This window comes from Flavobacterium ranwuense (assembly GCF_004349315.1).
Lineage (GTDB): Bacteria > Bacteroidota > Bacteroidia > Flavobacteriales > Flavobacteriaceae > Flavobacterium > Flavobacterium ranwuense.
Genome location: NZ_SMLH01000002.1, coordinates 409,567 through 434,760, shown reverse-complemented (window position 1 = coordinate 434,760; position 25,194 = coordinate 409,567). Strand labels below are relative to the sequence as shown.

The window sequence follows — 25,194 nt, the reverse complement described above, 5'->3', positions numbered from 1 at the left end:
CGTTGAGGCGAAATCTCTGTGTTTCGCCTTGGCTGATAAATTGTCAAACTCTTTGAAAAATCTATCTAACATGATGAATCATTTGAAAAGGAATCTTCCCTTATTCGTGTTTTTAATTTCTATATTCAGTCATTTTGAACTAGCTGCACAAAAAACAGCTATCAAAGTGGCCTGCATTGGAGATTCTGTAACGGCGGGTTATCTTTTAGCTAATCCGGCTACCGATTCTTATCCATCACAACTTCAAATTATGATGGGAGAAAAATATGAGGTAAAAAACTTCGGCCATAGTGGTGCAACCCTTTTAAAAAAAGGTCACAAACCATATTATAAAACAAAAGAATATACTGATGCTATTGCATATAGCCCAGATATTGCCATTATTCATTTGGGTTTAAATGATACCGACCCAAGAAATTGGCCTAATTACAAAGAAGAATTTGATGCAGACTACTCTTGGTTAATAGATACTTTAAAAAAACAAAATCCAGCTGTAAAAATATACATCTGCAGAATGACGCCTATCTTCAATGAGCATTACCGCTTTAAATCGGGAACCAGAGATTGGTTTTGGCAAATTCAATCCCATATCGAGAATATAGCAAAAGCAAATCAAGTAGGCCTAATCGATTTACACGAAAAATTATATCCTCGTCCAGATCTTTTTCCGGATACCTTACATCCTATAAAAGAAGGGGCGGCAATTTTAGCCCAAACCGTTTATGGGAATATTACAAAAGATTTTGGTGGATTGAAACTAGCTGCTGTTTTTACAGATAATATGGTTTTACAGCGCAATCAACCCATTCAAATTTATGGAACTGCCAATGGCGGAGATCAAGTCGAAGTTACTTTTAAACAACAAAAAAAGAGTGCAACAACCGATCAATATGGAAAATGGAAAATTACTTTTCCAACCATGCCACACGGTGGTCCGTACGAAATAAGCATTCAAAGCAATGAAAAAAATATTGTTTTAAAAAATATTCTAGTTGGTGATGTTTGGTTCTGTTCGGGACAATCGAATATGGCATTCCAACTTCAAAACTCAGAAAACGGAGCAGCTGAAGTAAAAAAAGCTATCGCCAATACTACGATACGTTTATTCAATGCCAAAGCGATTCGTGATACAGATGATACAGCTTGGGATTCGATCACTTTGGTTAAAACCAATCAACTGAAATTCTTTTCGGGAAGTTGGTCAGTTTGTGATTCAACAAGTGCCAAAGATTTTTCGGCAATTGCCTATTATTTTGGAAAAAATATCGCCCATGAAGAAAACGTTCCCGTTGGTTTGATACAAGTTGCTGTTGGAGGTTCTCCGATAGAATCTTGGATTGACAGATACACATTGGAACACGATGATAAAGTAGTTGATGTATTGACCAACTGGCGTAAATCTAACTTTATTATGCCTTGGGTTCGGGAACGTGCCGATGTAAATTTGAAAAACGCTACCAATACGAAACAACGCCATCCGTATGATCCTTCTTATAATTTTGAAGCTGGAGTTTCAAATTTTACAAATTTTCCCATCAAAGGAGTGATTTGGTACCAAGGGGAAAGTAATGCGCACAATATTGAATTGTATGAACATCTAATGCCAGTAATGGTTCAAAGTTGGCGTAAAGCCTGGGGAACCAACCTCCCATTCTATTACGTACAATTGTCCAGCATAGACCGTCCAACTTGGCCGGCTTTTAGAGACGCACAAAACAGAATGCAAAAACAGATACCAAATAGTGGCATGGCAGTTAGCATGGATTATGGTGATGTTAGCAATGTACACCCAATTAAGAAAAAGGAAGTCGCTGATCGTTTGTCGCTCTTGGCATTGCGCTATACCTATGGAAAATCAGTTACCGCCAATGGTCCATCCCCTTTGAAAGCAGTACAAAAAGAAAATACTGTCGTTGTTTCATTTGCATTTGCAAAACAACTGGCAACAGCAGATAAAAAAGAATTAATTGGTTTTGAATTAGTAACCGATAAAGGAAACCATATTCAAAGCAAAGCAACCATAATTAAAAACCAAGTCATTATTACTATCCCTAAAGGAGAAAAAATAACGACAGTTTTATATGCCTGGAAACCTTTTACTGCCGCCAATTTGGTGAACGAAGCGGGCTTGCCATGTTCTACTTTTAAGTTAGAACTGAATTAAAATAAGATAAATAAATAAATAAACATTCGTGAGGATGTTTCGACACTATAAATAATTAAAATAAGCAGATAGGTGTTCTAAAAACCAATCTATAAAATATTTTTAAAAAATGAGCTATTCAAAAACAGATCTCCAAAACCTGAAAGAGTTTTATCAGAATCAATTATTAAATGACACCGTTCCATTTTGGTTTCCACGTTCTATTGATACCGAGTTTGGTGGTTATTTATTAATGCGGGATCAGGACGGAAGTTTGATTGACGATGACAAAGCCGTTTGGATACAAGGCCGTGCCGCTTGGTTATTGGCAACACTTTACAATACCGTTGAACCAAAACAAGAATGGTTAGAGGGGTCTAAAGCAGGTATCGATTTTTTAAACAAACATTGCTTCGATACTGATGGACAAATGTTCTTTCATGTAACCCGTGACGGACAGCCCATACGCAAACGCCGTTATTATTTTTCGGAAACCTTTGCAGTTATTGCTATGTCAGCTTATGCAAAAGCAAGCGGAGATGAGGCTGCTGCCGAAAAAGCCCGTTTTTTATTCGGAAAATGTATCGAATACTCCACTACCCCCGATTTATTAGAACCTAAATTCACCACTAACAGACCATCAAAAGGAATTGGTACGCCTATGATTATGATAAATACGGCGCAACAGTTACGTGAAAATATTGGAGATCCCCGTTGTGATGAATGGATTAGCAAATGGATAGCCGAAATTGAGCGCGATTTTGTAAAAGACGATATTAAATGTGTAATGGAACAAGTGGCACCAGATGGTTCCATAGTCGATCATATTGATGGCCGCACCTTGAATCCAGGACATGCCATTGAAGGCGCTTGGTTTATTTTACACGAAGCAAAATACAGAAATAACGATCCTTATTTAATTGCATTAGGCTGTAAAATGCTTGATTATATGTGGGAACGCGGATGGGATAAAGAACATGGCGGTATTTTATATTTCTGTGATGTATATGATAAACCGGTGCAGGAATACTGGCAGGATATGAAATTCTGGTGGCCACAGAACGAAGTAATCATCGCAACTCTTTTAGCCTACACCATGACTGGTGATGAAAAATATGCAACATGGCACAAAATGATTCATGACTATGCTTACGCCAAATTTCACGATAAGGAAAATGGAGAATGGTTTGGGTATTTGCATAAAGATGGGACTATTGCTCAAACTGCCAAAGGAAATATGTTCAAAGGTCCTTTTCATTTGCCACGACAAGAATGGTACTGTTTACAGATTCTTAATGAATATTTGAATAGCGACTTATAATTACCACTAGCAATGGCTTATAACAATTGTTTTTTTATTGAAATTGAATACCAAATTTTTTAACTATAAAACCAATTTTAACCAACTATTAGAAATTATGAAAAAATTATTACTTTCTTTTTGTACATTTTTTATGTGTATCTATGTTATAAGCCTAAAAGCACAAAGCGGTAAAGTGCTAAATCTTAACGGAACCAGTACTTATATGACGGTAGCTGACCATGCCGATTTAGACTTTGGCATAAGCCAAAACAAAACAATTAGTTGTTGGATAAAAACAACCACTACAACTGGAACTCCTCGCATATTTGCCAAAAGAAATGGCTCATCAGGCAACGGATATGAATTTTGGACTGGCAATGGATCAAATGCCGGTAAATTTGCCATGAATATGCAAGGTACAGGAACGCCTAACAGCATTAGTACAGCGGGTTATTCTGCAAATTCTATTGCAGATGGCACTTGGCATCACATCGCATTGGTATTGGATGCTTCCAGTAACAGAACAGTTTACGGTTATGTGGACGGTGTTTTAGCCAATACGGGGAAAACTTTCACATCCGTTACCTCTGATTTTTCAACTGCATTAAACTTTGTTGTCGGAGCTACTTCTGACACAAATAACAGTTACAAATGGGCTGGTCAAATTGATGACATCCGGGTTTGGAATAAAGCAATGACTCCAACAGAACTACTGGCAGACATGACTGCTGTAGTAAATGGCCCTGTAACCAACCTCCTGGCTGCCTGGGATTTTGAAAATGTGAGTGGCACTACCGTTTCTGATGTTTCAGGTTACAATCATGCAGGAACTCTTTTTGGAACTCCCTCTTTCCCAAATGCTTTCCCGATGATTTTATCTTTGGATGGTATAAATGATTACATGTCTGTTGTTAATCATTCCGATTTTAATCTGGCTGCGGGACAAAGTTTAACGGTTAGTTGTAGAATTAAAACAGCTGATTTCTCTAAACGAATCCTGAGTAAGCGACCAAACGGTGCGGGTATTGGTTATGAGTTTATCAATAATTCACCTGCTGGTGGTGGGCAATTTGGAGTTAATCTAACAACAAGTGCTGGCGCTGCTGGACCTCCTTATGGCACATCAAATATTTCTAATAATGTTTGGCATCATCTCGTTATGGTTATTGATGTTGCGACTACGAGTTGCAAAATTTATGTGGACGGTGCTTTACAACAAACCAAAACTACAACAAATATCGGAGGTGCAAATACCGTTTCTAATACTGGTAATTTATTCGTTGGTACACTCAGCAATTTTGCTTCTTATATGAATGCCCAAATAGATGACATCCGTTTCTGGAGCAAAGCAATGACAGCTACAGAAGTACTTGCTGATAAAACAGCCGTCATAACAGGTTCAGAAGCTAATTTATTAGCCGCATGGGACTTTGAAAATATAAATGGAGTTACTGTCCCAGATATTTCTGGTCACAGCCATCCCGGTACGCTAAATGGCGGAGCCACGGTAATTGCTCAAACGAATACGATGCAAATCAACAGCGTTTCATTGGTTCAAACGGAACTTCCAACGGGTATGGGAGATACAGACCAACGTGTTGTAGCTGTAAAAGTTGCTGCAAACGGAACCATCAATCCACTTACCGTGAGCGCATTAAACTTCACCATGAATGGTACTACTAATATTGTTAATGTCACCAATATTAAAGTCTATTCCAGTGGGACCAATGCTATTTTTAATGCTACAACAGCTACCCTATTTGGAAATGTCACTCCTGCTGCCGGTAACTTAGTCGTTAATGGTTCTAAAATATTAACCTCTGGAGATAATTACTTTTGGATTACTTATGATGTAGCTTCCGGAGTAACCGAAGGAAATCTATTGGATGCAACTTGTGAATCAATCGTTGCCAACTCCATAACCTACAATACTGTTGCGAATACCGTTTCCGGTAACCGAGTAATTTTATTGGCCAATACCCTTTTATTTACACCTGGGGATGCCGGGTCATTAAACTATCGTATTCCAGCTATCATTACAGCAGCCGATGGTTCATTAGTAACCGTAACTGACAAAAGATGGAATCACGCCGGAGATTTGGCTGCAAAAATTGATCCTGTGGTGCGTCGAAGTACAGATAATGGAAAAACATGGTCAGAGCCTGTGACCATTGCCAATTTTGGTGCGCCAACAGGAGTCGGAGATGCTGCATTGGTCATGGATAGCGCAAGTGGCGATTTAATCTGTTTACTTGCTGCCGATTTAGGATTTTTTGCATCAACACCAACAAATCCAATTAAAATAAAATATTGCAGAAGTACTGATAATGGAGTTACATGGGGTGCGCCAATAGATATCACCAATCAAATTTACGGTGCTGGTTGTAGTAATCCAATTACCCAAAATTGGTTAGGTGTATTTGTGGCTTCTGGTAGAGCGCATCAATTAAGAGATGGTCGTATCGTTGCTGCCATTTGTGTCAGAGAGTCAGGAGGAGGAATAAATAATTACATGATTTCAAGTACTGATGGCGGTATCACTTGGACACCATCAACAGGTATTGCCGAAGCAGGAGGCGATGAAGCAAAAATTGTCGAATTGAATAATGGAAATCTGATGATGAGTATCCGTAATTCCGGAACCCGCAGATTTAATATATCAACAAACAAAGGTGTTTCTTGGGGTACAGCATACAATCAGGCTAATATAACCGACCCAAATTGTGACGGCGACTTTATACGTTATACCTCAACTCTGGACGGATACGATAAAGACCGTTTGTTGCATACCATTCCTTTTGCAGGAAACAGAACCAATGTATCGGTATTAATGAGTACCGATGAAGGAGCGACCTGGCCAATCAGAAAAACAATTTTTCCTGGAGCATCTGCTTATTCTAGTTTAACGGTATTGCCTGACGGAACACTGGGAATCTATTATGAAAATGGAGAAAGCTCAACTTACCAAATGTATTTTGCCAGATTCAGCTTAAATTGGTTAAGCAACGGAACAGATACTTTCGTCCCTAATGGCCCACTTCTTAAAACCGATTCAACATTAAAAACAGAACTGAATATAAAAGACAATACAGACCTTAAATTCAACGTACAGGTAGATCCCAATCCAACAGATGATTTGTTTAACGTCAAAGTCAGTAATGCAAAAGGCCGTGTAACTGTCAAAATATTAGACCTCTCAGGGAAAATGCTTCAAAAAGTGACTCTAAATGATTTAGAAACTAACAAGGCATTCTCATTAGGAAATCGAACCAACGGTATTTATATTTTACAAGTAAGCGATACAAATACAACTATTAGTCGTAAAGTGATTAAGAAATAAATATTGTAATAATTCTCAACGCATTGTCAGAGGACGATTCTATTTTTTGAATTCCTCATTTTTAAATTAATAATTCTAATCCAAAATCCATAAATATGAAAAAGTTACTTCTCTTTATTGGTGCATTTTTTGTTTATTCCCACTCGGCAATTACACAAACAAATGCAATACAAATCAATTTTTCTGTAAATTGAAATATAACAAAATGTACCTAGAACCGTTTTTAATATTAATTTTTTCAATAGCCCCGAAATACAAAATAATCTTAAATCTATTTTTATCATGAAAAAAATTTTCATATCACTATTATTAATCACTGCAACGGGGCTTTCAGCTCAGAATCAAACCTATAAAATAGCAGATGGAGTAATCACACATCAGGATTTATTTAATACATCTATGGTTGAAGGTGTTTCCTGCTTTCGAATCCCAGCTATAGTTACAGCCCCAAATGGCGATCTTGTTGCTGCTATAGATGAACGTGTACCTTCGTGCGGCGATTTAAAATGGAGTAAAGACATCAACATCGTTCTACGCAGAAGTGCCGATAATGGTAAAACCTGGTCTGAGATTGAAACAGTGATTAATTTTCCTTTTGGGCAATCCGCATCAGATCCTTCGATGATTGTAGATCAACAAACCAATGAAATCTTTATGTTCTATAATTATATGGATTTAGATAAAGAAAAAGATGTTTATTATTTACACGTTGTAAAGAGTGCTGATAATGGTAAAACTTGGAGTAAACCACAAGATATTACCAGTCAAATCGCGAAGCCGGAATGGCATAAAGACTTTAAATTCATCACATCGGGGCGTGGAATTCAAACAAAAAATGGGAAGTTATTGCATACTTTGGTAAATTTAAATAGTGGCTTGTATATTTTTGGCAGCGATGATCATGGGAAATCATGGTATTTTATTGATACTCCAATAAAACCGGCAGATGAATCAAAAATCATCGAATTGGCTGACGGAAGTTGGATGGTCAATGCAAGAGTAAATAAGGGCGGCATGCGCTATGTACATATTTCAACTGATGAAGGAAAAACATGGAGCAGTAAACCCGAACCAAAGTTAATAGACCCAGGTTGTAATGCAGGTATCGTTCGATACACTGCTAAAGCAGATGGATATAACAAAAATAGAATCCTTTTTTCTAATGCTAAAATGGAAAAAGGACGTATGAATTTGACCGTTCGTATTAGTTATGACGAAGGAAAAATATGGACAGAAGGAAAAACAATATATGGCGGTGGCTCAGCATATTCTTCCCTTACTGTACTAAAAAATGGAGATATCGGTGTGTTTTTTGAGAAAGATGACTACACTCAAAATACGTTTGTTAGCTTTTCTTTAAAATGGCTTACTGATGGAAAGGATAAATTCAAAAAGCCTTCCAAAAAAAGAAAATCAACAAAGAAATAAATAACAATTAGTAGCCCTCTATGAATTCAGAATTCATAGAGGGCTTTAATTTATATACTAAATAAAAACTTAAAAAATGAAACAGGCTATTATTAATGCCAACGTTCATACTGGAGATGAAATAATTGATAACGGTGTTATTATTATAGAAAACGGAAAAATCCTTTCGGTTCAAAAAGAAATACCAAATGATGTTAAACAAATTGATTTAAAAGGAAAACATATCTCTTCAGGATTTATAGACATCCAAATAAATGGTGGAGAAAAGCATTATTTCAGTCAGTTTCCCACTGAAGAAACCATTCAGGATATTTATGATTCGAGTTTAAAATACGGCACTACCCATACCCTGCCCTGCTTAGTGTCTTCATCCAATGAAACTATTCATCAAGGAATTGAAGCCATTCGTAATTATAAAGCAAAATACAATAACGGAGTTATGGGAATGCACTTAGAAGGTCCGTTTCTAAATCCTCTAAAACGCGGTGCGCATAGTATTAATCAGGTTCGCAAACCTACAAATTCCGAATTAGAGGAAATCATTCGCTATGGAAAAGATGTGATAAAAGTAATCACTATTGCTCCAGAATACTTTTCTGATGAGCAACTTGATATGCTCTTAGAAAGTGGTATTGTTATCTCAGCAGGACATTCAACAATGACTTACGATCAAGCACAATATTATTTTTCTAAAGGAATTAAACTCGTGACACACTTATTCAATGCTATGACACAGTTTGGTCATCGTGAACCCGGCTTGGTTGGTGCAACTTTCGAAAATGAAAGCGTTTATGCCCCTGTTATTTTAGACGGTGCCCATTGCGATTATGCCGCAGCGAGACTGGCGTATAAATTAAAGAAAGATAAATTCTTTTTAATTAGTGACGCCGCCTTTTTAGGGCGAAAAGTTGCCAGTTTTAAATGGGAGAATTTTGATGCGCATCTCGACAATGGTTTTTACAGAAACGACGAGGGCAATTTAGCCGGTGCCAGTATTTCGATGCAAGAAGCCGTACAAAATGCCTTTAACCATCTCAATGTATCTGCGGATGAAGCAATTAAAATGGCTACTTGTCGTGTGGCAAGTGCTATAAATATGGGAAATAAAATTGGAAAAATAAAACCTGGATTCCCCGCTAGTTTTGTTACATTTAACGATGATTTATCGGTAATCGAAACCTTAAATTTCAATCCATTAACACCCTAAAAATCTTTCGCCAAAAGTGAAAATTTTAAAAATTGGTTGATTTTTTGTTTTGAATTTGGTTTTAAAAAAGAGGTGCTTTTATTCTAAAGCACCTCTTTTTTAATTAATAAGAAGTTTTAAGTTTTTTTGATGATTTTATGTTGGAATCAATAACTTCCATTTTTTCTGGTAGGTGTTTTTTGTTTTCGTCGCTAATAATGCAGTATTTTGGAAAAAATTACTTCTCAAGAGATATCCCTAGGAAGAAGTTTTAAGGTTTATTGGATTTAATAAAAGAATAAAATTCGGAAATATGAACAAAATATGGACATTAATCATCACGTGTTTGGTAACCTGTGCTGTATTTGCCCAGCAAAAACCAAATATCATTTACATTTATGCCGATGATATGGGGTATGGAGAATTAGGGGCTTATGGCCAAGAAAAAATAAAAACGCCCAACTTAGATAAAATTGCCAAGGAAGGAATCAAATTCACCCAACATTATGCTAGTGCACCCGTTTGTGCACCTTCGCGCTGTATGTTGATGACCGGAAAGAATAGCGGGCATTCCTATATTCGGGGGAATTATGAATTAGGCGGATTTGAAGATGAGAACGAGGGCGGACAAATGCCATTGCCGGAAGGCACTTTCACGATTGCAAAGTTGATGCAACAGGCGGGTTATACCACGGGAGCCATCGGTAAATGGGGATTAGGCATGAACACAACAACCGGTGACCCAAACAAACAGGGCTTTGATTATTTCTACGGTTACCTCTGCCAGAAACAAGCGCATAATTTTTATCCGACCCATCTTTGGGAGAATGGAAAATGGGATACATTGAAGAATCCGTACATACAAGTGCACAAACCACTGGCTAAAGATGCTCCAGATACTGCTTTTGATTATTTCAAAGGAAAAGAGTATTCGGTAACAAAAATGGCGGAGAAGACTTTGGACTTTATCAAAGAAAATAGAAAGAAACCATTCTTTTTATACTTGCCTTACACAGGACCACACGTTTCACTTCAGGCACCGGATGAAGCGGTGAAAGAATACTTGGGCCAATTTGACGAAAAGCCTTACCGTGGAGAAAATGGATATGCTTCTGCGCTGTATCCTAGAGCTACTTACGCGGCCATGATTACCTATATGGATGAACAAGTTGGCCGAATTATGAAGTTGTTGAAAGAGCTTGGATTAGATAAAAATACGATAGTGATGTTCTCTAGCGATAATGGTGCTACTTTTAAAGCGGGCGGAGCTGACACGGAATTTTTCAATAGTTTTGGTGGTTTAAGAGGTAAAAAACAGGACTTATACGAAGGAGGTATTCGTGAGCCTTTTATTGCGCGTTGGCCGGGTAAAATTCCTGCGGGTAAAGTAACCAATCACATTTCTGCACAATTTGATATGATGGCAACTTTGTCTGAAATTACAGGAGTGAAAGCATGGGATAATGATGGAATTTCGCTTTTTCCAACTTTAATGGGGAATGATAATAAGCAAAAGAAACACGACTATCTTTATTTTGAATTTCCCGAAAAAGGCGGTCAGGTAGCAGTTCGAATGGGAGACTGGAAAGGGGTTAAGAGTAATATGAAGAAAAATAAGAATGCCCCTTGGGAAATCTACAATCTTCTTACGGATGAAAAAGAAACGACTGATCTTGCTGTTCTGCATCCGGAGCTTGCAAAAAAGTTTGAAGAGATTCTGAAAAAAGAACATCAGTCATCGCATATAAAAGATTGGGAATTTATAAATCCGAAGTTTTCTGAAAAATAAAAAAAGAGATTTAACGGGCGGTTCTAAGGAACTTCCAATACAATAATAAATAATTAATAAGCTTTAAGTATGAATAAAATTGGGACAATGCTAATTGTATGTTTGCTAACGACTGTACTGTTTGCTCAGCAAAAACCAAATGTGATAATCATTTTAACAGATGATTTGGGTTATGGTGATCTAAGTTGTTATGGTGCGACAAAAATCAATACGCCCAATATTGATAAGCTGGCAAAGCAAGGCATTCGGTTTACCAATGCGCATTCCACTTCAGCAACCTGTACACCTTCTCGTTATGCAATAATGACGGGGCAATATCCTTGGCGAAAAAAAGGCACGGGAATTCTACCCGGTGATGCCGCTTTAGTTGTTCCAACGGATAAAACAACTTTACCTTCCTTGTTTCAGAAAGCAGGATACCAAACTGGTATAGTTGGTAAATGGCATTTGGGATTGGGCAATAGTTTAGAAAAAGAATGGAATGGCGAATTAAAACCAGGACCTAACGAAGTGGGCTTCGATTATTCGTTTATATTCCCAGCTACTGCAGATCGTGTGCCAACAGTGTTTGTCGAAAATCATCGGGTAGTTGCATTGGATCTCGCCGATCCCATTCAGGTTGATTATAAAAAAATAGTTGGGAATGATCCAACAGGAAAAGAACATCCTGAATTATTAAAAATGCAATCTTCTCCGGCGCAGGGACATAACAATACGATTGTAAATGGGATTGGGCGCATTGGTTATATGAGCGGCGGCAATAAAGCCCGATGGACCGATGAAGAAATGCCGTTGACTTTTTTATCAAAAGCAAAAGAATTTATCGAAACAAATAAACACAAACCGTTTTTTCTTTATTATACGTTGACTGAACCACATGTGCCCCGCATGCCTTCCACGATGTTTAAAGGAAAAAGCGAGTTGGGTTATCGTGGCGATGCGATTTTGCAATTAGACTGGACGGTAGGGGAAATTATGAAGCAATTGGAATATCTTGGCATTTCAAAAAATACCATCATCATTTTTAGCAGCGATAACGGCCCTGTGCTCGATGATGGTTATCAGGATGAAGCGGTCTCAAAACTAAATGGGCATACACCTGCAGGCGTTTTACGTGGCGGAAAATATAGTTTATTTGAAGCCGGCACAAGAATTCCATTTATTGTGAGTTGGCAAGGGAAAACAAAACAGGGTGTTTCTGATGCTTTGCTTTGTCAGGTTGATTTATTTAGCTCTTTTTCCAAGATGTTGAATATTAAATTGAAGGAAAATGATGCCATAGATAGTGAAGATATGTTAGCCGTTATGTTGGGAAAATCTATAAAAGGCCGGACTGTTTTGGTTGAACAGGGATTAGGATCATTGGCCATCGTTCAGGGCAATTGGAAATACATCGAGCCAAATAACGGACCGGCGATGAATACGGCTACCAATATAGAATTAGGGAATAACCAACAACCACAGTTGTATGATTTAAGTGTTGATATTGGAGAAAAAAATAATCTTGCGGATAAACATCCGATGAGGGTAAATGAGTTAGCGGCCTTATTGCAAAAAGCAAAAGATAAAAAGCAGAGCGATTAAATTATTTACTTTTAAATTTGGCAATTAGATTTAATAAAAATATAAATGAAGTATAAGGCAGTTATTCTGGGATTACTATTATTTTCACTGGGAGCTTGTAATAAGAAGCCTGACAAAACTTCTAAGGCTACTAATGATGCGATGAGTTGTGAATCGAGGCTTCCATCCCGTTTTTCGGCAACAAAAGACACCATTGCCATCAATAAATCAGGGACGGTTTCTTATGAAGGAATGGTGCAGATACCTGCGGGTGAATTTATGATGGGCGCTTCAGATAATGAAGGAAGGTCTGATGAATACCCGCAACACCCAGTAAAAATGAATAGTTTTTGGATGGATGCTACTGAAGTTACCAATGCCCAATTTAAAAAATTTGTCGATGCAACGGGCTATGTCACCACTGCTGAAATAAAACCGGATTGGGAAGAAATGAAAAAACAGTTGCCTCCAGACACACCAAAACCAGACGAGAGTTTACTAGTTACAGCTTCCTTAGTCTTTACACCAACTTCTTCGGCGGTGGAGTTAAATGATGCCTCGCAATGGTGGAGTTGGACCCAAGATGCGAATTGGAAGCATCCGCAAGGACCCGCCAGCAGTATCAAAGGAAAAGATAATTATCCCGTGGTGCATATTTCATGGGATGATGCTAATGCGTATGCAAAATGGGCTGGTAAAAGATTGCCTACGGAAGCCGAATGGGAATTTGCCGCTCGAGGCAGATTAGTTGACAAGAAATATTTTTGGGGCGATGAAGATCCCGAAAAAGGGAAGCCAAAAGCAAACATCTGGCAAGGAAAATTTCCCTACTTAAATACGGTTGCAGATAAATTTAAACGAGCCGCTCCTGTAAAATCTTTTGCCCCTAATAAATTCGGATTGTATGATATGGCGGGTAATGTTTGGGAATGGTGCAGCGACTGGTATACACCTGACTATTATAAGGAGTTGGGCAACGGTCTTTTGATTAACCCGAAAGGTCCGGCAAGAAGCTACGATCCCATGGAGCCTACCGTTCCCAAAAGAGTGGTTCGTGGCGGTTCTTTTCTTTGCAATGCTTCCTATTGCAAAGGATATCGGGTTACAGCACGTATGAAATCATCTCCCGATACCGGTCTAGAGCATACCGGTTTCAGGTGTGTGGCTGATGCCAAATAATGGTGCTTTACTTTGTTCCTAAACTTCAAAACTCTTATACTAATATTTTATAACTTTGTACCAACCGCTGAATTATGTGCCCTTTTAGATACTTCTGAGACTCTAAAGACGTCATCAATAAATAATGGCATGCAAACACGGGGTTGCTAATTCCTGCATTGGGAAGTAAAACTATAAATGGATTCATTAACACAAATTGTTTTAGGAATTGCCGTTGCCGAGGTATGTGTAGGCAAAAAACTTAAAAACAGAACCTTTTTATATGGTGCGATTTTAGGAACAATTCCTGATTTAGATGTAGTAATCGGTTTATTTTTGAATCCGATTGATGGGATTATGATTCATCGCGGCATAAGTCATTCTCTTATATTATTTCTGTTTCTATCTCCTTTTTTGGGTTGGATTATTTCAAAAATAGAAAAGAACAAAATTAACTTTCTTGGAGCAACATCGATGGTGTTTTGGTGCTTATTCACCCATGTATTACTCGATATGTTTACTTCCTGGGGCACACAGATTTTATGGCCGCTTAACCATCGATTTGCATTAAAAACAATATTTGTAATTGACCCATTATACACTATTCCATTACTTCTTTCATTGATAATAGTTTGGAAAACAAACAAAGTATTGCTTCGTAAAAAATATATTAGGAGAGGCTTATACATCAGCAGTGCTTATTTATTCTTGTCCTGTTTTATAAAACTATATGCTTTGAACCAATTTGAAAAAGCATTAACGAAGCAAGAAATCCAATATTCTGAAATTATAGTAAAACCAACAGCATTCAACCTAATTTTATGGAATGCGAACATAGCAACTTCTGATAAATACTTATTAGGGGATTATTCCCTTTTTGACAGTCAGCCAATTTCGTTTACCTCCTATGCTAAGAATACAGATTTGGACCGCCAGTTAATAGGGAATTCTGACTTTGAAAAGTTAAAAAAAGTAAGTGAGGGCTGGTATATCGTTTCTAAACAAAACGAGACCTTATACTTCAATGATTTACGTTTTGGTTTGCTAAATGATAATCCAAAACAGCCACAGTTTGCTTTCAGTTATAAATTTATCCAAACCGATTCAGAATTAAAAGCTGTTGAAGTAACCAAAGAAAAACGAGATGGTAAACGATTACTTCAGAAGATTTTCAAACGATTAAAAGGAAATTAATCATCCAGAATAGAAAATTATTGGATCTGTTATGCAGAATATTAGGATGATAGTACAGTAAAGAAGGTAATTTTAAAAAATAACCTTTGGTGCTTTTTTGTAATCTTTTCTGTTGCTGAAACAAATCCAAAACAATGCCTTATATTGCAGTAGCCATAAAAATCCATCTCCATGAAAGATCTAAAAAAATATAGTAATAAAACAAAAGCGGCTTTTGTTATACTTATTGTTATGCTTATTATTATAGTAAGCAATTTCAATACGCTACAAAACTCCAAAAAGGCAAATGAGAATATCAATGCAGTCTACAATGACAGATTGGTCGTGGCCCGATATATCTTTCAGTATGCAAATGAACTTCATTTTATAAAAGCAAGCGCAATACAAATAAAACTAAATGACACCCAAAAAAAGGAGGAGATTACAACCGCATTAAAAAACATTCAAAACATAGATAAATTATATTTAAAAACGGTATTAACCCCCAAAGAAAAAATATCCTTTGCATCATTTCTGGCTTCTTCCTCTGCGATTAATGAACAAACCAAAAATAGAAATTGGCATCAAGTAGTTTACTCCACTAATCAGGCTTTACAAACATTGGAACAGCTATCACAAATTCAAATTAAGGAAGGCAGATCAAAATTGTCAAACTCAAATGCCTTGCATTACGGTAATAACACGTTTGGTCAACTTCAGATTGCTTTACTGGTTATTTTAGGTGCGGTGTCTTTATATTTGTTAATGGCGAAGAAAAATAAGATCAAAATACCCCAATCTCCAAGTATGAATTAATCATATGCTGAAATATTTTTATACTATGAGAATTAATTATTGTCATTCAACCAGCGTACAATACAAAAAATCCAACTGTGACGCAGTTAACGTAAACACAATTATTTAAAAGTCAATAAATTAACGCATACCACCAAATACTAAATCAAGAAAAAATAGTAACTTTAGTATATGAAAAAGCATCACACTATTATTATTGCCGGAGCTGGTGGAATTGCCGAAGCTGCAGGTTTGTTATTGATGGAATGGAGCGAAGTCCCTCCTACTCTTTTTATTGGTGACAGAACCCATTCAAAAGCAAAAAAAGTGGCTCTTTGGATTGAAGAAGGCACAACGAAACCTTGCTCCGTTTCCGGCTTTCACCTTGCTGAGAAAAGCCTGACGGAGCAAATGGCAGCAATCTTGCGTCAAGGAGATATCATTCTAGACTGCCTACCGGGTAGCCAAGCACCAAGGATAGCCCAATTTGCCAAAGATTTCAATCTTCATTATGCTAATCTCACCGAATATGTTTCAGAAACCGAAGAAATAATGACTTTGGCAAAAGATGCCAAAACTGGTTTTGTGCTTCAAACTGGTCTGGCTCCCGGCTACATAGACTTGCTCGCCAATGGTCTTTTCCAACAGTTTTGTAGAGACTTTGGAGTAGATAAAGTGGATAAATTAGAAATGAAAGTTGGTGCTCTGACCAATCACGCTGTTGCTCCGCATTATTATGGATTTACTTGGAGTCCGGTGGGTGTTGCTACCGAATATCTGAAAGAAACCATAGTCATAAGGGATTTTAAAAAAACTATACTACCTTCATTGTCGGAAAAAGCTACTGTTATTATTGACGGCATTGCTTATGAAGAGGATCTCACCTCTGGTGGCGCAGCAGATTTACCAGATGCATTGTTAGGAAAGGTGCGTTCACTTGACTACAAAACCTTACGTCATCAAGGGCATTATGCTTGGGTACAAGAGCAACTTACTACTTTAGGAAATACATCGGACGCAATTAAAACTCTTCAAGAAAAAATGGAAGCTGTAATCCCTCATATTGAAGACGACAAAATTGTTTTGTATGCAGCTGTAGAAGGCAAAGATGCAGCTGGAATTTTGCGCAGACGAGAGATCGCTAAATGTATACTTCCTCAAAAAGTAGGAAAACATCAATTGAGAGCCATCCAAACAACTACGGCAGCACCCTTAGCGCAAGCAGCCCAATTATTACTCGAAACGCCTCATAGCGGAGTTGTTTTGCAAAGCCAAATTGATCCAGTACAATTTTTAAATGGGAATTATATTGTACATGTTTATGGGAAATTATAAACACGGTAATAATGTATTAACCTGAGTTCGATTATTAATTATTTTTTAATCAATTCAATATCAGTATTTTATTATTTTGTATTTTCCTGTAAGGTCTTTTTTCGACCTTGTAGGTATTTGGATGCAAGAAGAACAATACCTACAAGGTTTTGGAAACCTTGCTGGAGCCCAAACCTCTTTGTAAATCAATGGTTTGGCACTTGTCAAAGAAGCGAATATCGAATCAAAAAACTGTCTGCCTGCACTGAATTTGATACGAAGCACAAAACTTCATTTAAGCACTGATCCCGCTTTTTTTCCAAACGCCTGTTATATTTTTTCTTGTCATTTCGTAATTGCTGGTATTAAATAGTCCTGCATAATCTTGTCAACTTGTTTCTGTCCGTATGGAGTATTATATGCTGTCGAAGTAATTACAATTACAATTGGCTGGTCTTTGAAAATAAAAATTCTATTGCCACCATTTCCGCTCGAATAGTAAACTTCATAATTCACGCCATTTACTTTGTACCTTTTATTCCAAAATAGATAACCATAATACTCGTCTTCTGATATTGTCATTTGGTGTGATAAACTTTTTGCTATCCAGTCTTGTGACAGAATTTGTTTGCCATTCCAAGTACCCTGATTTTTGTATAACTGCCCAAACTTCGCAAAGTCCAACGAACGCAATTGTAAACCACCTGCTGTATTAGCTACTTTTTGAGGTGTGAACTGCCATTTATATTTTGTAATTCCGAGAGGTTGAAATAGGTTTTTGTCGGCATACTTATCTAAACCATTTGGAACAGATTTATGAATGATGTCGCCCAAAACTACAACACCAGCTGTAAAGTAATCCCACTGCTTGTCTGCTACTTTTGTTTTGTCAATTGGTAAATTTAAAGTGAAGTCAACCCAATTTTTTGTAGGATACATATTTTCTTCGTGACCAAATGATTCAGAATTTATATCGGAACCGTCAAAAGTTGAACTCATTGTCAGCAAACTTTTTAAAGTAATACTATCTTTTGATGAGGAATAGTTTTGAAAGGATTTTAGGTTGTAAAATTCTTTTAAGGTTTGTGTTTCGCTTTTTATGTAACCGTCTTTAATTGCGATACCTAAAAGAGTTGACGCAAATGATTTTCCAACAGACCGTGTGTCGTGAAGTGACTCACGAGTTGCTCCGTTAAAATACTCTTCAATTAAAAGTTTACCGTCTTTTATTACAACAACACTTGTTATATCTTTATAGGATTGTATTGCGATTTTTCGGTTTAGTTCTTCAATTTTAGCGGTATCAATTTTCTCTGTTGAAATTTGCCAGTCTTTAAGTGGTTTTATGGTCTGAACTTTAACCAATTTTTCATTGATTTTAATTTCTGGAACTTTGATTTTAATTTGGCCTTCAGCAATAATATTGCCAGTCAACACTTCGGTCAGTTTTAAGTAAGGCCTGATTTCAATTTTAAAAAGATGTTCTCCATTTGTAAATGCTTCTTGTCCGCCATTCGTTAAAAATCTATTCCAAAGAAATCTACCCCAAGAATCTTCATTGGTAGAACTTATTAACGGAATTCTAAAAACTGTTCTTTGATTTTTACTGTCAGCACTTCCTGCCCCAACATTGAGATTTTCAACATAAATCTTTTGGTTGTCAACGAAAAATGTGAATTGATAATTTCCATTTTTAGTTAGTTCGTCAGCGGTTGATTGAGACGAAAGTAAATGAAGAGAATTTGTCAGAGAATTTCCTAAAAAAACTCTGATGTTAAGGTCGGTTTTCTCTTTTAATTCAAATGATGTTAGAAAGTCAGATTGTTTAAAATTTTCAATAGGAGCAGTCTTACCCATAAAAGCAATTTTACCAACGTTTGCTTTATGAATTGGATAAGTAATAATATCACTTTTTACAAAATCAATTGTCTGTCCAAACAGGTTGAATGTTGTCAGGAAAATTGTGGTTAAAATAGCAAGCCGTCTCATCATATTTCTGTTCTTTAATGTTTGCAATGTTGTCTTTTAAAATGGTAGATAACTGTTTAATAATCGAACTAATGTTATTAATGTTGAATGTGATACTTTTCAAAACCCAAGATTCGGGACAGCCTTCGTAATCAAACTAAATTTGGACTTACCAAGCTTAAAATCAATAATATAAAACATAAATACAATTTGTGGAAGTGAAATTTTTTATTAAACCTCAAATCTCTTATATAAATAACGCTTAAACAAATAAACTTGAATGAGCACCATTATAGACAAAGAGAATAAAGCATATTGCAGTGTTTTAGAAAATGTCAATCTAGAAAATATTCCTAAAATTTTATTATTTAAAAGAGTACTAAAACCTACTGTATCAAACCATTCTGGTATTTGTGGTTGCTCTCCAATAATCGCATAAACTACCAAAGCTGCAAAACCTCCAAAAATAACAAACCATCCTTTTTTTGAAATTAAAGGTTTATAAATGGTAGTCTCGCTTTGCTTCAAAACCGTGAGCTGTGCCATTATTTGAGTAGTAAAATCAAATGAAGGAGACTCTAATGAGGCTTTTCTAATAACTTTTCTTGATAAGTTATCCATTTGTTTGTTTTCGTTCATAATGTTCAATTATTTCTGGCTCTAATCGTTCTTTTAATATGGAAGTTAACTTTTTCCTGCTTCTAAAGAGTTTCACTTTGACATTATTAGCTGTCAACCCCATTATTTTTGATATCTCATCTAATGATTGCTCTTCAAAATAATACAGGGTTAATAAAAAACTATCTTCGTTAGGCAGTCTTTGCAAACAATCTTCTATCGCTTGCTGCTGTTCTTTTTCTACTAAAGCATCAAACGCATTGTCTAGTGTTACCACTTGACGCTCTGTATACTCATCTATAGTGACCCACTGATATTCTTGTTTGTATTTCTTTAAGGCATCTAAACAATTATTATAGGTTATTCTATAAATCCAACTTGAAAATTTTGAATCTCCTTTAAATTTATTTAAAGACTTAAACACTTTAATAAAGGTATCCTGTGATACTTCCTCTGCTTCTTCCTTGTTTTTAAGCATTCGCAAAGCCAAGGTAAAAACCAAATCTTTATAACGATCAACCAAAACGGCAAATACTTTGGTGTCACCTTCTACTATTTTTGTGATGTAATATTGATCGTCGATTAGGGTCATATATTAGTTAAGACTACAACAAATGGGTTTTGGTTACAGTTAAATTAAAAAAAGTTTTTGAAAAAAGTTGTAACCAAAGTTGAGCTTCTATCGTCCTAAGCTAGGAACACATTAAAAGTAACCAATTAAAAACAAATTATTATGGGACCAGAAGTTTTTATCCTAATTATCATTTTCGGAGCAATCTTCGGAGTATTCTATTTATTTTTTTCAACCCGAAACAAGGAACGTTTAGCACTTATTGAGAAAGGTATAGACGCCAGCATTTTCATGACAAAAAGACAAGAGACTGCTCCAATAGCGAAAGTGCTTATCTTAAATTTTGCCTTATTACTAATGGGAATTGGAGCTGGCATATTAATAGCTTTGAGTATACAACACGTTTTTGGCGTTACAAATGAAGCCTTATACCCTGGAGTGATATTCCTAATGGCAGGTACTGGTTTATTGACTGGTTTTAAAATGACCGAAAGATTAGATAAAGAATAAAAATTTGCATTCAAAAATTAAGCATATTCCTTTTCAATATTTAAAACAATAAAAGAGATGTCTCACGGCATCTCTTTTATTGTTTTCTAAACGAATTATGCGAATCAAGGGTTGGAAGTCTTTTTTTTCATATCCAGTTACTTTCTGTATCAGAAAATAAAACTATTGCAATAAAAAAAATCCAATGAAAATTGCAATAACTAAATCTTTACTTTTGCATAAAGCGTAAATCATAACCTATGGAAAAACAATATTCTGTTGCGATATACCCTTCGGATGATATTATTGCTTTAGTTAAATCCATGAAAAATCAATTGGCAAAGGAAGCGGGTTGGTTTCACAGTAAAAATTCTGTGGGTCATATTACCATTTGTGAATTCAAAACTACCGATAAATCGATTGAAATTATTAAAAATCAATTAGTCAGATTGTGTGATACTTTGGAACCGATTGAAGTGTGTTTGAATGGATTTGGTTCCTATCCCAATGGTGCGTTTTTTATATCGCCCAACGAAGATTCTAAAAACAGTTTGAAACCCATAATGAAACGAGTTCATGAATCACTTCGAAGATTTGATTTACAAAAAAGCAACGATCCGCACTTGTCTATTGCGCGAAGATTAACTCCTGAAAAGCTTCAAAAAGCGAATCGTTTGTTTACCGAAATTGACACCGTTTTTTTGTGTGACAGTATTGTTTTACGAAAGTTTGATGAGAATATAAAACAGTTTTTTGTAACTGATACTTTTAAATTCAACAGTAATCCTCAACCCAAACTTATACAAGGAACGCTTTTTTAGTTATTAATCACTCTTCAACCATCCAGTAATGCTCATTCTGGTATTTTGTGTTACCAAAACTTCGTGAACTAGCTCGTCACTTTTAAAGAAAACAGTCTTGCCTTGTGTAGGTGAAATTTTCTGATTGTTGTCTAATTGATGAATCAGCAATTCTCCTCCATCACTTTCTTGCCAATCGCTGTTTAAATAACTAATCATAGAGTATTTTCGACTGGGATTGTTCTTGAATTGATCCAAGTGTTTTAAATAAAAATCACCCGATTCATACAATGAATAATGAAATTCATAACCTGTTATTCCGGCATAACAACTTTGGTTCAAATAGATAATAAATGCTTCAATTTGAGCAAAAAATTCATTTTCGAATACGTTGTTATGTTTTTTGTCAAGCCAATAAATAGAATCGCTTCGTATCGCACCATCATAAGAAACTTTCTCTGAGTTGCCAATTCCTGCTTCCATCAACAAACTTTTCTGATTTAAAGTAAGCAAGTTTTGCTTTAAGTTATTGGCCAAATCGGTACTCAAAAAATTTTCGGATATGCCTACCTTATTTTCAATATAAGTAGCAATCAAAGCCTCAAAGCAATTTTCCATGTCTTTTTTATTGACAGTTTAGACTGTCAACGGGGCAAGGTAGACTAAATAAAACCGTTAGCGTCTCATTGTGAAATAAATAAAAATTATAGTGTAAACTCGCCACCTTTAAAAACAGAAAAGGTAGAAACATAATGTCAATTTCAACCATGTAAGGCATTTAAGTACATTATAAAAACTTTAAACTTAAGACTCCTAAATACTTTTCATCGTTCAATCTATAAATATTCAAGGAATAAAATGCTGCTGAATATTAATAAAAAAGGGTTTAGAAATGAATCCAAACCCTTGTTGTTATTTATAATTTACTAATAAAACTTCCATAAATATCCTTGAACTGATACCCCTCAGAGAAGCGGTCTTTGCTCAGTTTTTTATATTCTACCAAACCCCAAAGAATAAATTCTTTCATAAAGAATTTGTCTTCTTTTTCCAGTTGTGGTTGGTATTTCTTAATCAAAATCTCAAGCGGGACAATACTTCCCAAGATTCTTTGATATTCCTCATCCGAACAATCATCCAATAATTCAAAACCGCTTTCGGCAAAAAACCATTCGATAATATCGGTATAAGGTGTTTTCTCGTCCTGTTTTTCCAGTTTTTCAATTTTTGGAAAATAAGCCGGGAAAAAAGTATGAATCGCATCCCCTAATAAATGCTGCGCCACAGCGGCTGCTCCCTCCTGCTCTCCTTCATAAACCAATTCGACTTTTCCGGTAATGGCAGGAATAATACCCATAAAATCAGATAATCGTAAGCTTGTTTTATCTTCTCCTGATTTCAATGCTCGGCGTTCTGCGGTACTTAATAAATTCTCTAAAGCCGTGATACTCAATCTGGCACTCACGCCACTTTTGTTATCAATATATTCACTTTCCCTTGCTTCAAAACTTATTTGTTCCAATAAATCCCGCGCTAATGAAGGTACGTAAACCATATCGCTTTGTGAAGCATCTAGTTTAGCTTCCTGTTCTGTAATCTTTCGGGCAATTTTAATGGTTTCCGGATAATGTGTCAAAATTTGGGAACCAATCCTGTCTTTTAATGGCGTCACAATACTTCCACGATTCGTATAATCTTCGGGATTTGCGGTAAAAACGAATTGCATATCCAGTGGCATTCGCAACTTAAAACCCCTAATCTGGATATCACCTTCCTGTAAAATATTAAACAGCGCTACCTGAATTCGAGCCTGTAAATCAGGCAGTTCATTAATGACGAAAATACAGCGATTCGCTCTTGGAATCATCCCAAAGTGTATCACACGATCATCTGCATACGATAGTTTCAAATTGGCTGCTTTTATAGGATCAACATCACCAATTAAATCAGCAACGGTAACGTCTGGCGTAGCTAATTTTTCGAAGAAACGGTCGTTTCTGTGTAACCAAGAAATTGGAGTTTCATCTCCTTTAATTTCAATTATATCTTTGGCAAAACGCGAAATTGGTTGCATAGGATCGTCATTAATTTCGGAACCAGTCACAAACGGAATGTATTCATCGAGTAATTCAATCATTTTACGAGCCAGTCTGGTTTTGGCTTGACCGCGAAGCCCTAATAAATTGATGTTGTGACGCGATAAAATAGCGCGTTCTAATTCTGGAATAACGGTATTCTCAAAACCGTGAACGCCTTCAAATGTTGGCTTTCCAGATTTTATTTTTTCTCTAAGGTTGGAACGCAATTCATCTTTAATGCTTTTACTTTCGTAACCCGAGTGTTTTAATTCTCCGAGTGTTTTTATATTTTCTATTTTCATATTGTGAATTATCTTTTCTTGCATCTTTTTCTAATCTTTATTTTATTCTTTTTTTACGATTCGTTTCATAATCTTCAAAAATCATTTCACCAAGTCCTTTCAATCCGGTGTAAAATGCTTTTCCTTGATTGGCTTCGGTAAACCGATTTACAAATTGCTGTAAATACGGATCATTGGCAATCATAAAAGTGGTTATTGGAATGTGCAATTTTCGGGCTTGTTGCGCCTGATTGTAGCATTTATCGACAATATATTCATCGAGTCCATTGCTGTTCATATAATAGGAACCGTCTTTTTCGCGAACACAACTTGGCTTTCCATCGGTAATCATGAAAATTTGTTTGTTGGTGTTTCGTTTTCGGCGAAGTAAATCCATAGCCAGTTGTAAACCGGCTACCGTATTGGTATGGTACGGCCCGACTTTTAAATAGGGTAAATCCCGAATTGCAATCGTCCAAGCGTCATTTCCAAAAACTAAAATATCTAAAGTATCTTTCGGATAACGTGTTGTAATCAATTCAGCAAGAGCCATCGCTACTTTTTTAGCAGGTGTGATTCGGTCTTCTCCATACAAAATCATGCTGTGACTGATATCAATCATCAAAACCGTACTCATTTGGGACTTGTATTGGGTTTCTTCAACCACCAAATCATTTTCGGTTAGCATAAAATCAGCTACACCATTATTGATTTGGGCGTTACGCAAACTTTCGGTCAACGAAATACGCTCCAGTCCATCACCAAAATGAAATTCCCGAAATTCACCGGTATGTTCATCTCCGTTTCCGGCATGTTTTGTTTTGTGATTTCCACTTCCGGAACGTTTTAAATTACCAAAAATGTTATCTAAAGCTTGTTGTCGAATGGCGCGTTCTGTTTTGGCAGTAATTCCAATTCCTGAAGTTCCATCGTCTTTGAGTTCATCGCGGATGTAACCTTTTTTCTTCAAATCTTCGATAAAATCATCAATGGTATACTGTTTATCGGTGAGTTTATATTCTTTGTCTAATTCCCGCAACCAGTCGATTGCTTCATCAAAATCTCCCGAAGTATGTGTAATTAATTCTTTAAAAATACCAAAGAGCTTATCAAACGGAGACTGAAATGGGGCTTCGTATTGCTTAAAATAAAATCCTTTTTTATTATCATTTTTCATAGACTTTAAAATTACATCAT

At 36.2% G+C, this 25,194-nt stretch carries 19 protein-coding genes; 13 read left to right on the top strand and 6 right to left on the bottom strand.

Going from position 1 to position 25,194, the window contains the following annotated elements:
• Nucleotides 1-52 precede the first annotated feature (52 nt).
• From E0I61_RS06445 to E0I61_RS06395, 11 genes are all read left to right on the top strand, one after another.
• Nucleotides 53-2,164, top strand: coding sequence for a GDSL-type esterase/lipase family protein (locus tag E0I61_RS06445; RefSeq protein WP_235832075.1), 2,112 nt, complete (start codon nucleotides 53-55; stop codon nucleotides 2,162-2,164).
• A 109-nt stretch (nucleotides 2,165-2,273) separates the two neighbouring features.
• Nucleotides 2,274-3,464 carry an AGE family epimerase/isomerase gene (locus tag E0I61_RS06440; protein WP_132070196.1) on the top strand — a complete coding sequence of 397 codons (1,191 nt, stop codon included), beginning with the start codon at nucleotides 2,274-2,276 and terminating at the stop codon, nucleotides 3,462-3,464.
• Between the two features lie 97 nt (nucleotides 3,465-3,561).
• Nucleotides 3,562-6,786: a LamG-like jellyroll fold domain-containing protein gene (locus tag E0I61_RS06435; RefSeq protein WP_132070194.1), complete on the top strand. Its 3,225-nt coding sequence runs from the start codon at nucleotides 3,562-3,564 to the stop codon at nucleotides 6,784-6,786.
• A gap of 282 nt (nucleotides 6,787-7,068) precedes the next feature.
• A complete protein-coding gene (locus E0I61_RS06430; protein WP_235832074.1) occupies nucleotides 7,069-8,214 on the top strand; it encodes a sialidase family protein in 1,146 nt (381 codons plus the stop codon).
• Nucleotides 8,215-8,290: 76 nt separating this feature from the next.
• The gene (nagA, locus tag E0I61_RS06425) at nucleotides 8,291-9,421 is read left to right on the top strand and encodes an N-acetylglucosamine-6-phosphate deacetylase (RefSeq protein ID WP_132070190.1); all 1,131 of its coding nucleotides are present in this window, start codon (nucleotides 8,291-8,293) and stop codon (nucleotides 9,419-9,421) included.
• 292 nt (nucleotides 9,422-9,713) lie between these two features.
• Nucleotides 9,714-11,189 carry an arylsulfatase gene (locus tag E0I61_RS06420; protein WP_132070188.1) on the top strand — a complete coding sequence of 492 codons (1,476 nt, stop codon included), beginning with the start codon at nucleotides 9,714-9,716 and terminating at the stop codon, nucleotides 11,187-11,189.
• Nucleotides 11,190-11,258: 69 nt separating this feature from the next.
• Complete coding sequence (locus E0I61_RS06415; RefSeq protein WP_132070186.1) at nucleotides 11,259-12,773, top strand: sulfatase family protein; 1,515 nt, start codon at nucleotides 11,259-11,261, stop codon at nucleotides 12,771-12,773.
• A 45-nt stretch (nucleotides 12,774-12,818) separates the two neighbouring features.
• Nucleotides 12,819-13,931 carry a formylglycine-generating enzyme family protein gene (locus E0I61_RS06410; RefSeq protein WP_132070184.1) on the top strand — a complete coding sequence of 371 codons (1,113 nt, stop codon included), beginning with the start codon at nucleotides 12,819-12,821 and terminating at the stop codon, nucleotides 13,929-13,931.
• Nucleotides 13,932-14,108: 177 nt separating this feature from the next.
• The gene (locus tag E0I61_RS06405; RefSeq protein ID WP_132070183.1) at nucleotides 14,109-15,104 is read left to right on the top strand and encodes a metal-dependent hydrolase; all 996 of its coding nucleotides are present in this window, start codon (nucleotides 14,109-14,111) and stop codon (nucleotides 15,102-15,104) included.
• Nucleotides 15,105-15,275: 171 nt separating this feature from the next.
• Nucleotides 15,276-15,899, top strand: coding sequence for an MCP four helix bundle domain-containing protein (locus E0I61_RS06400; protein ID WP_131993655.1), 624 nt, complete (start codon nucleotides 15,276-15,278; stop codon nucleotides 15,897-15,899).
• Nucleotides 15,900-16,070: 171 nt separating this feature from the next.
• Nucleotides 16,071-17,213 (top strand): saccharopine dehydrogenase family protein, encoded by a 1,143-nt coding sequence (locus E0I61_RS06395; RefSeq protein ID WP_132070181.1) that lies wholly within the window; start codon nucleotides 16,071-16,073, stop codon nucleotides 17,211-17,213.
• A 324-nt stretch (nucleotides 17,214-17,537) separates the two neighbouring features.
• Here E0I61_RS06395 and E0I61_RS06390 read toward each other — a convergent pair whose 3' ends face one another.
• The 3 genes from E0I61_RS06390 to E0I61_RS06380 all read right to left on the bottom strand — a co-directional run bounded on the left by E0I61_RS06390 (nucleotide 17,538) and on the right by E0I61_RS06380 (nucleotide 20,370).
• Entirely contained in the window at nucleotides 17,538-19,184 is a 1,647-nt protein-coding gene (locus E0I61_RS06390) for a serine hydrolase domain-containing protein (RefSeq protein ID WP_132070179.1), read from the bottom strand.
• Nucleotides 19,185-19,391: 207 nt separating this feature from the next.
• Nucleotides 19,392-19,799 (bottom strand): hypothetical protein, encoded by a 408-nt coding sequence (locus E0I61_RS06385; protein ID WP_131993664.1) that lies wholly within the window; start codon nucleotides 19,797-19,799, stop codon nucleotides 19,392-19,394.
• A complete protein-coding gene (locus tag E0I61_RS06380) occupies nucleotides 19,774-20,370 on the bottom strand; it encodes an RNA polymerase sigma factor (protein WP_132070177.1) in 597 nt (198 codons plus the stop codon). The genes E0I61_RS06385 and E0I61_RS06380 overlap by 26 nt, the downstream gene beginning before the upstream one ends.
• Before the next feature lie 141 nt (nucleotides 20,371-20,511).
• On the opposite strand from E0I61_RS06380, the gene E0I61_RS06375 reads away from it, so the two are divergent.
• Both E0I61_RS06375 and E0I61_RS06370 read left to right on the top strand, forming a co-directional pair.
• A complete protein-coding gene (locus E0I61_RS06375) occupies nucleotides 20,512-20,859 on the top strand; it encodes a DUF6249 domain-containing protein (protein ID WP_132070175.1) in 348 nt (115 codons plus the stop codon).
• Nucleotides 20,860-21,098: 239 nt separating this feature from the next.
• On the top strand, nucleotides 21,099-21,659 hold the full coding sequence (locus E0I61_RS06370; protein ID WP_132070173.1) for a 2'-5' RNA ligase family protein: 561 nt from the start codon (nucleotides 21,099-21,101) through the stop codon (nucleotides 21,657-21,659).
• A 3-nt stretch (nucleotides 21,660-21,662) separates the two neighbouring features.
• Here the strand turns inward: E0I61_RS06370 and E0I61_RS06365 are convergent, their stop codons facing one another.
• From E0I61_RS06365 to E0I61_RS06355, 3 genes are all read right to left on the bottom strand, one after another.
• Complete coding sequence (locus E0I61_RS06365) at nucleotides 21,663-22,256, bottom strand: 2OG-Fe(II) oxygenase (protein WP_132070171.1); 594 nt, start codon at nucleotides 22,254-22,256, stop codon at nucleotides 21,663-21,665.
• A 298-nt stretch (nucleotides 22,257-22,554) separates the two neighbouring features.
• Nucleotides 22,555-24,018: an AAA family ATPase gene (locus E0I61_RS06360; protein WP_132070169.1), complete on the bottom strand. Its 1,464-nt coding sequence runs from the start codon at nucleotides 24,016-24,018 to the stop codon at nucleotides 22,555-22,557.
• Nucleotides 24,019-24,055: 37 nt separating this feature from the next.
• Nucleotides 24,056-25,174: a vWA domain-containing protein gene (locus E0I61_RS06355; protein ID WP_131993682.1), complete on the bottom strand. Its 1,119-nt coding sequence runs from the start codon at nucleotides 25,172-25,174 to the stop codon at nucleotides 24,056-24,058.
• Nucleotides 25,175-25,194: the final 20 nt, after the last annotated feature.

What these genes read in the sequence shown, in the direction of transcription:
- E0I61_RS06440 (WP_132070196.1), top strand. Translation starts at nt 2,274, where the DNA reads ATGAGCTATTCAAAAACAGATCTCCAAAACCTGAAAGAGTTTTATCAG.
- E0I61_RS06435 (WP_132070194.1), top strand. Translation starts at nt 3,562, where the DNA reads ATGAAAAAATTATTACTTTCTTTTTGTACATTTTTTATGTGTATCTAT.
- E0I61_RS06430 (WP_235832074.1), top strand. Translation starts at nt 7,069, where the DNA reads ATGAAAAAAATTTTCATATCACTATTATTAATCACTGCAACGGGGCTT.
- nagA (WP_132070190.1), top strand. Translation starts at nt 8,291, where the DNA reads ATGAAACAGGCTATTATTAATGCCAACGTTCATACTGGAGATGAAATA.
- E0I61_RS06420 (WP_132070188.1), top strand. Translation starts at nt 9,714, where the DNA reads ATGAACAAAATATGGACATTAATCATCACGTGTTTGGTAACCTGTGCT.
- E0I61_RS06415 (WP_132070186.1), top strand. Translation starts at nt 11,259, where the DNA reads ATGAATAAAATTGGGACAATGCTAATTGTATGTTTGCTAACGACTGTA.
- E0I61_RS06410 (WP_132070184.1), top strand. Translation starts at nt 12,819, where the DNA reads ATGAAGTATAAGGCAGTTATTCTGGGATTACTATTATTTTCACTGGGA.
- E0I61_RS06405 (WP_132070183.1), top strand. Translation starts at nt 14,109, where the DNA reads ATGGATTCATTAACACAAATTGTTTTAGGAATTGCCGTTGCCGAGGTA.
- E0I61_RS06400 (WP_131993655.1), top strand. Translation starts at nt 15,276, where the DNA reads ATGAAAGATCTAAAAAAATATAGTAATAAAACAAAAGCGGCTTTTGTT.
- E0I61_RS06395 (WP_132070181.1), top strand. Translation starts at nt 16,071, where the DNA reads ATGAAAAAGCATCACACTATTATTATTGCCGGAGCTGGTGGAATTGCC.
- E0I61_RS06390 (WP_132070179.1), bottom strand. Translation starts at nt 19,184, where the DNA reads ATGATGAGACGGCTTGCTATTTTAACCACAATTTTCCTGACAACATTC.
- E0I61_RS06385 (WP_131993664.1), bottom strand. Translation starts at nt 19,799, where the DNA reads ATGAACGAAAACAAACAAATGGATAACTTATCAAGAAAAGTTATTAGA.
- E0I61_RS06380 (WP_132070177.1), bottom strand. Translation starts at nt 20,370, where the DNA reads ATGACCCTAATCGACGATCAATATTACATCACAAAAATAGTAGAAGGT.
- E0I61_RS06375 (WP_132070175.1), top strand. Translation starts at nt 20,512, where the DNA reads ATGGGACCAGAAGTTTTTATCCTAATTATCATTTTCGGAGCAATCTTC.
- E0I61_RS06370 (WP_132070173.1), top strand. Translation starts at nt 21,099, where the DNA reads ATGGAAAAACAATATTCTGTTGCGATATACCCTTCGGATGATATTATT.
- E0I61_RS06365 (WP_132070171.1), bottom strand. Translation starts at nt 22,256, where the DNA reads ATGGAAAATTGCTTTGAGGCTTTGATTGCTACTTATATTGAAAATAAG.
- E0I61_RS06360 (WP_132070169.1), bottom strand. Translation starts at nt 24,018, where the DNA reads ATGAAAATAGAAAATATAAAAACACTCGGAGAATTAAAACACTCGGGT.
- E0I61_RS06355 (WP_131993682.1), bottom strand. Translation starts at nt 25,174, where the DNA reads ATGAAAAATGATAATAAAAAAGGATTTTATTTTAAGCAATACGAAGCC.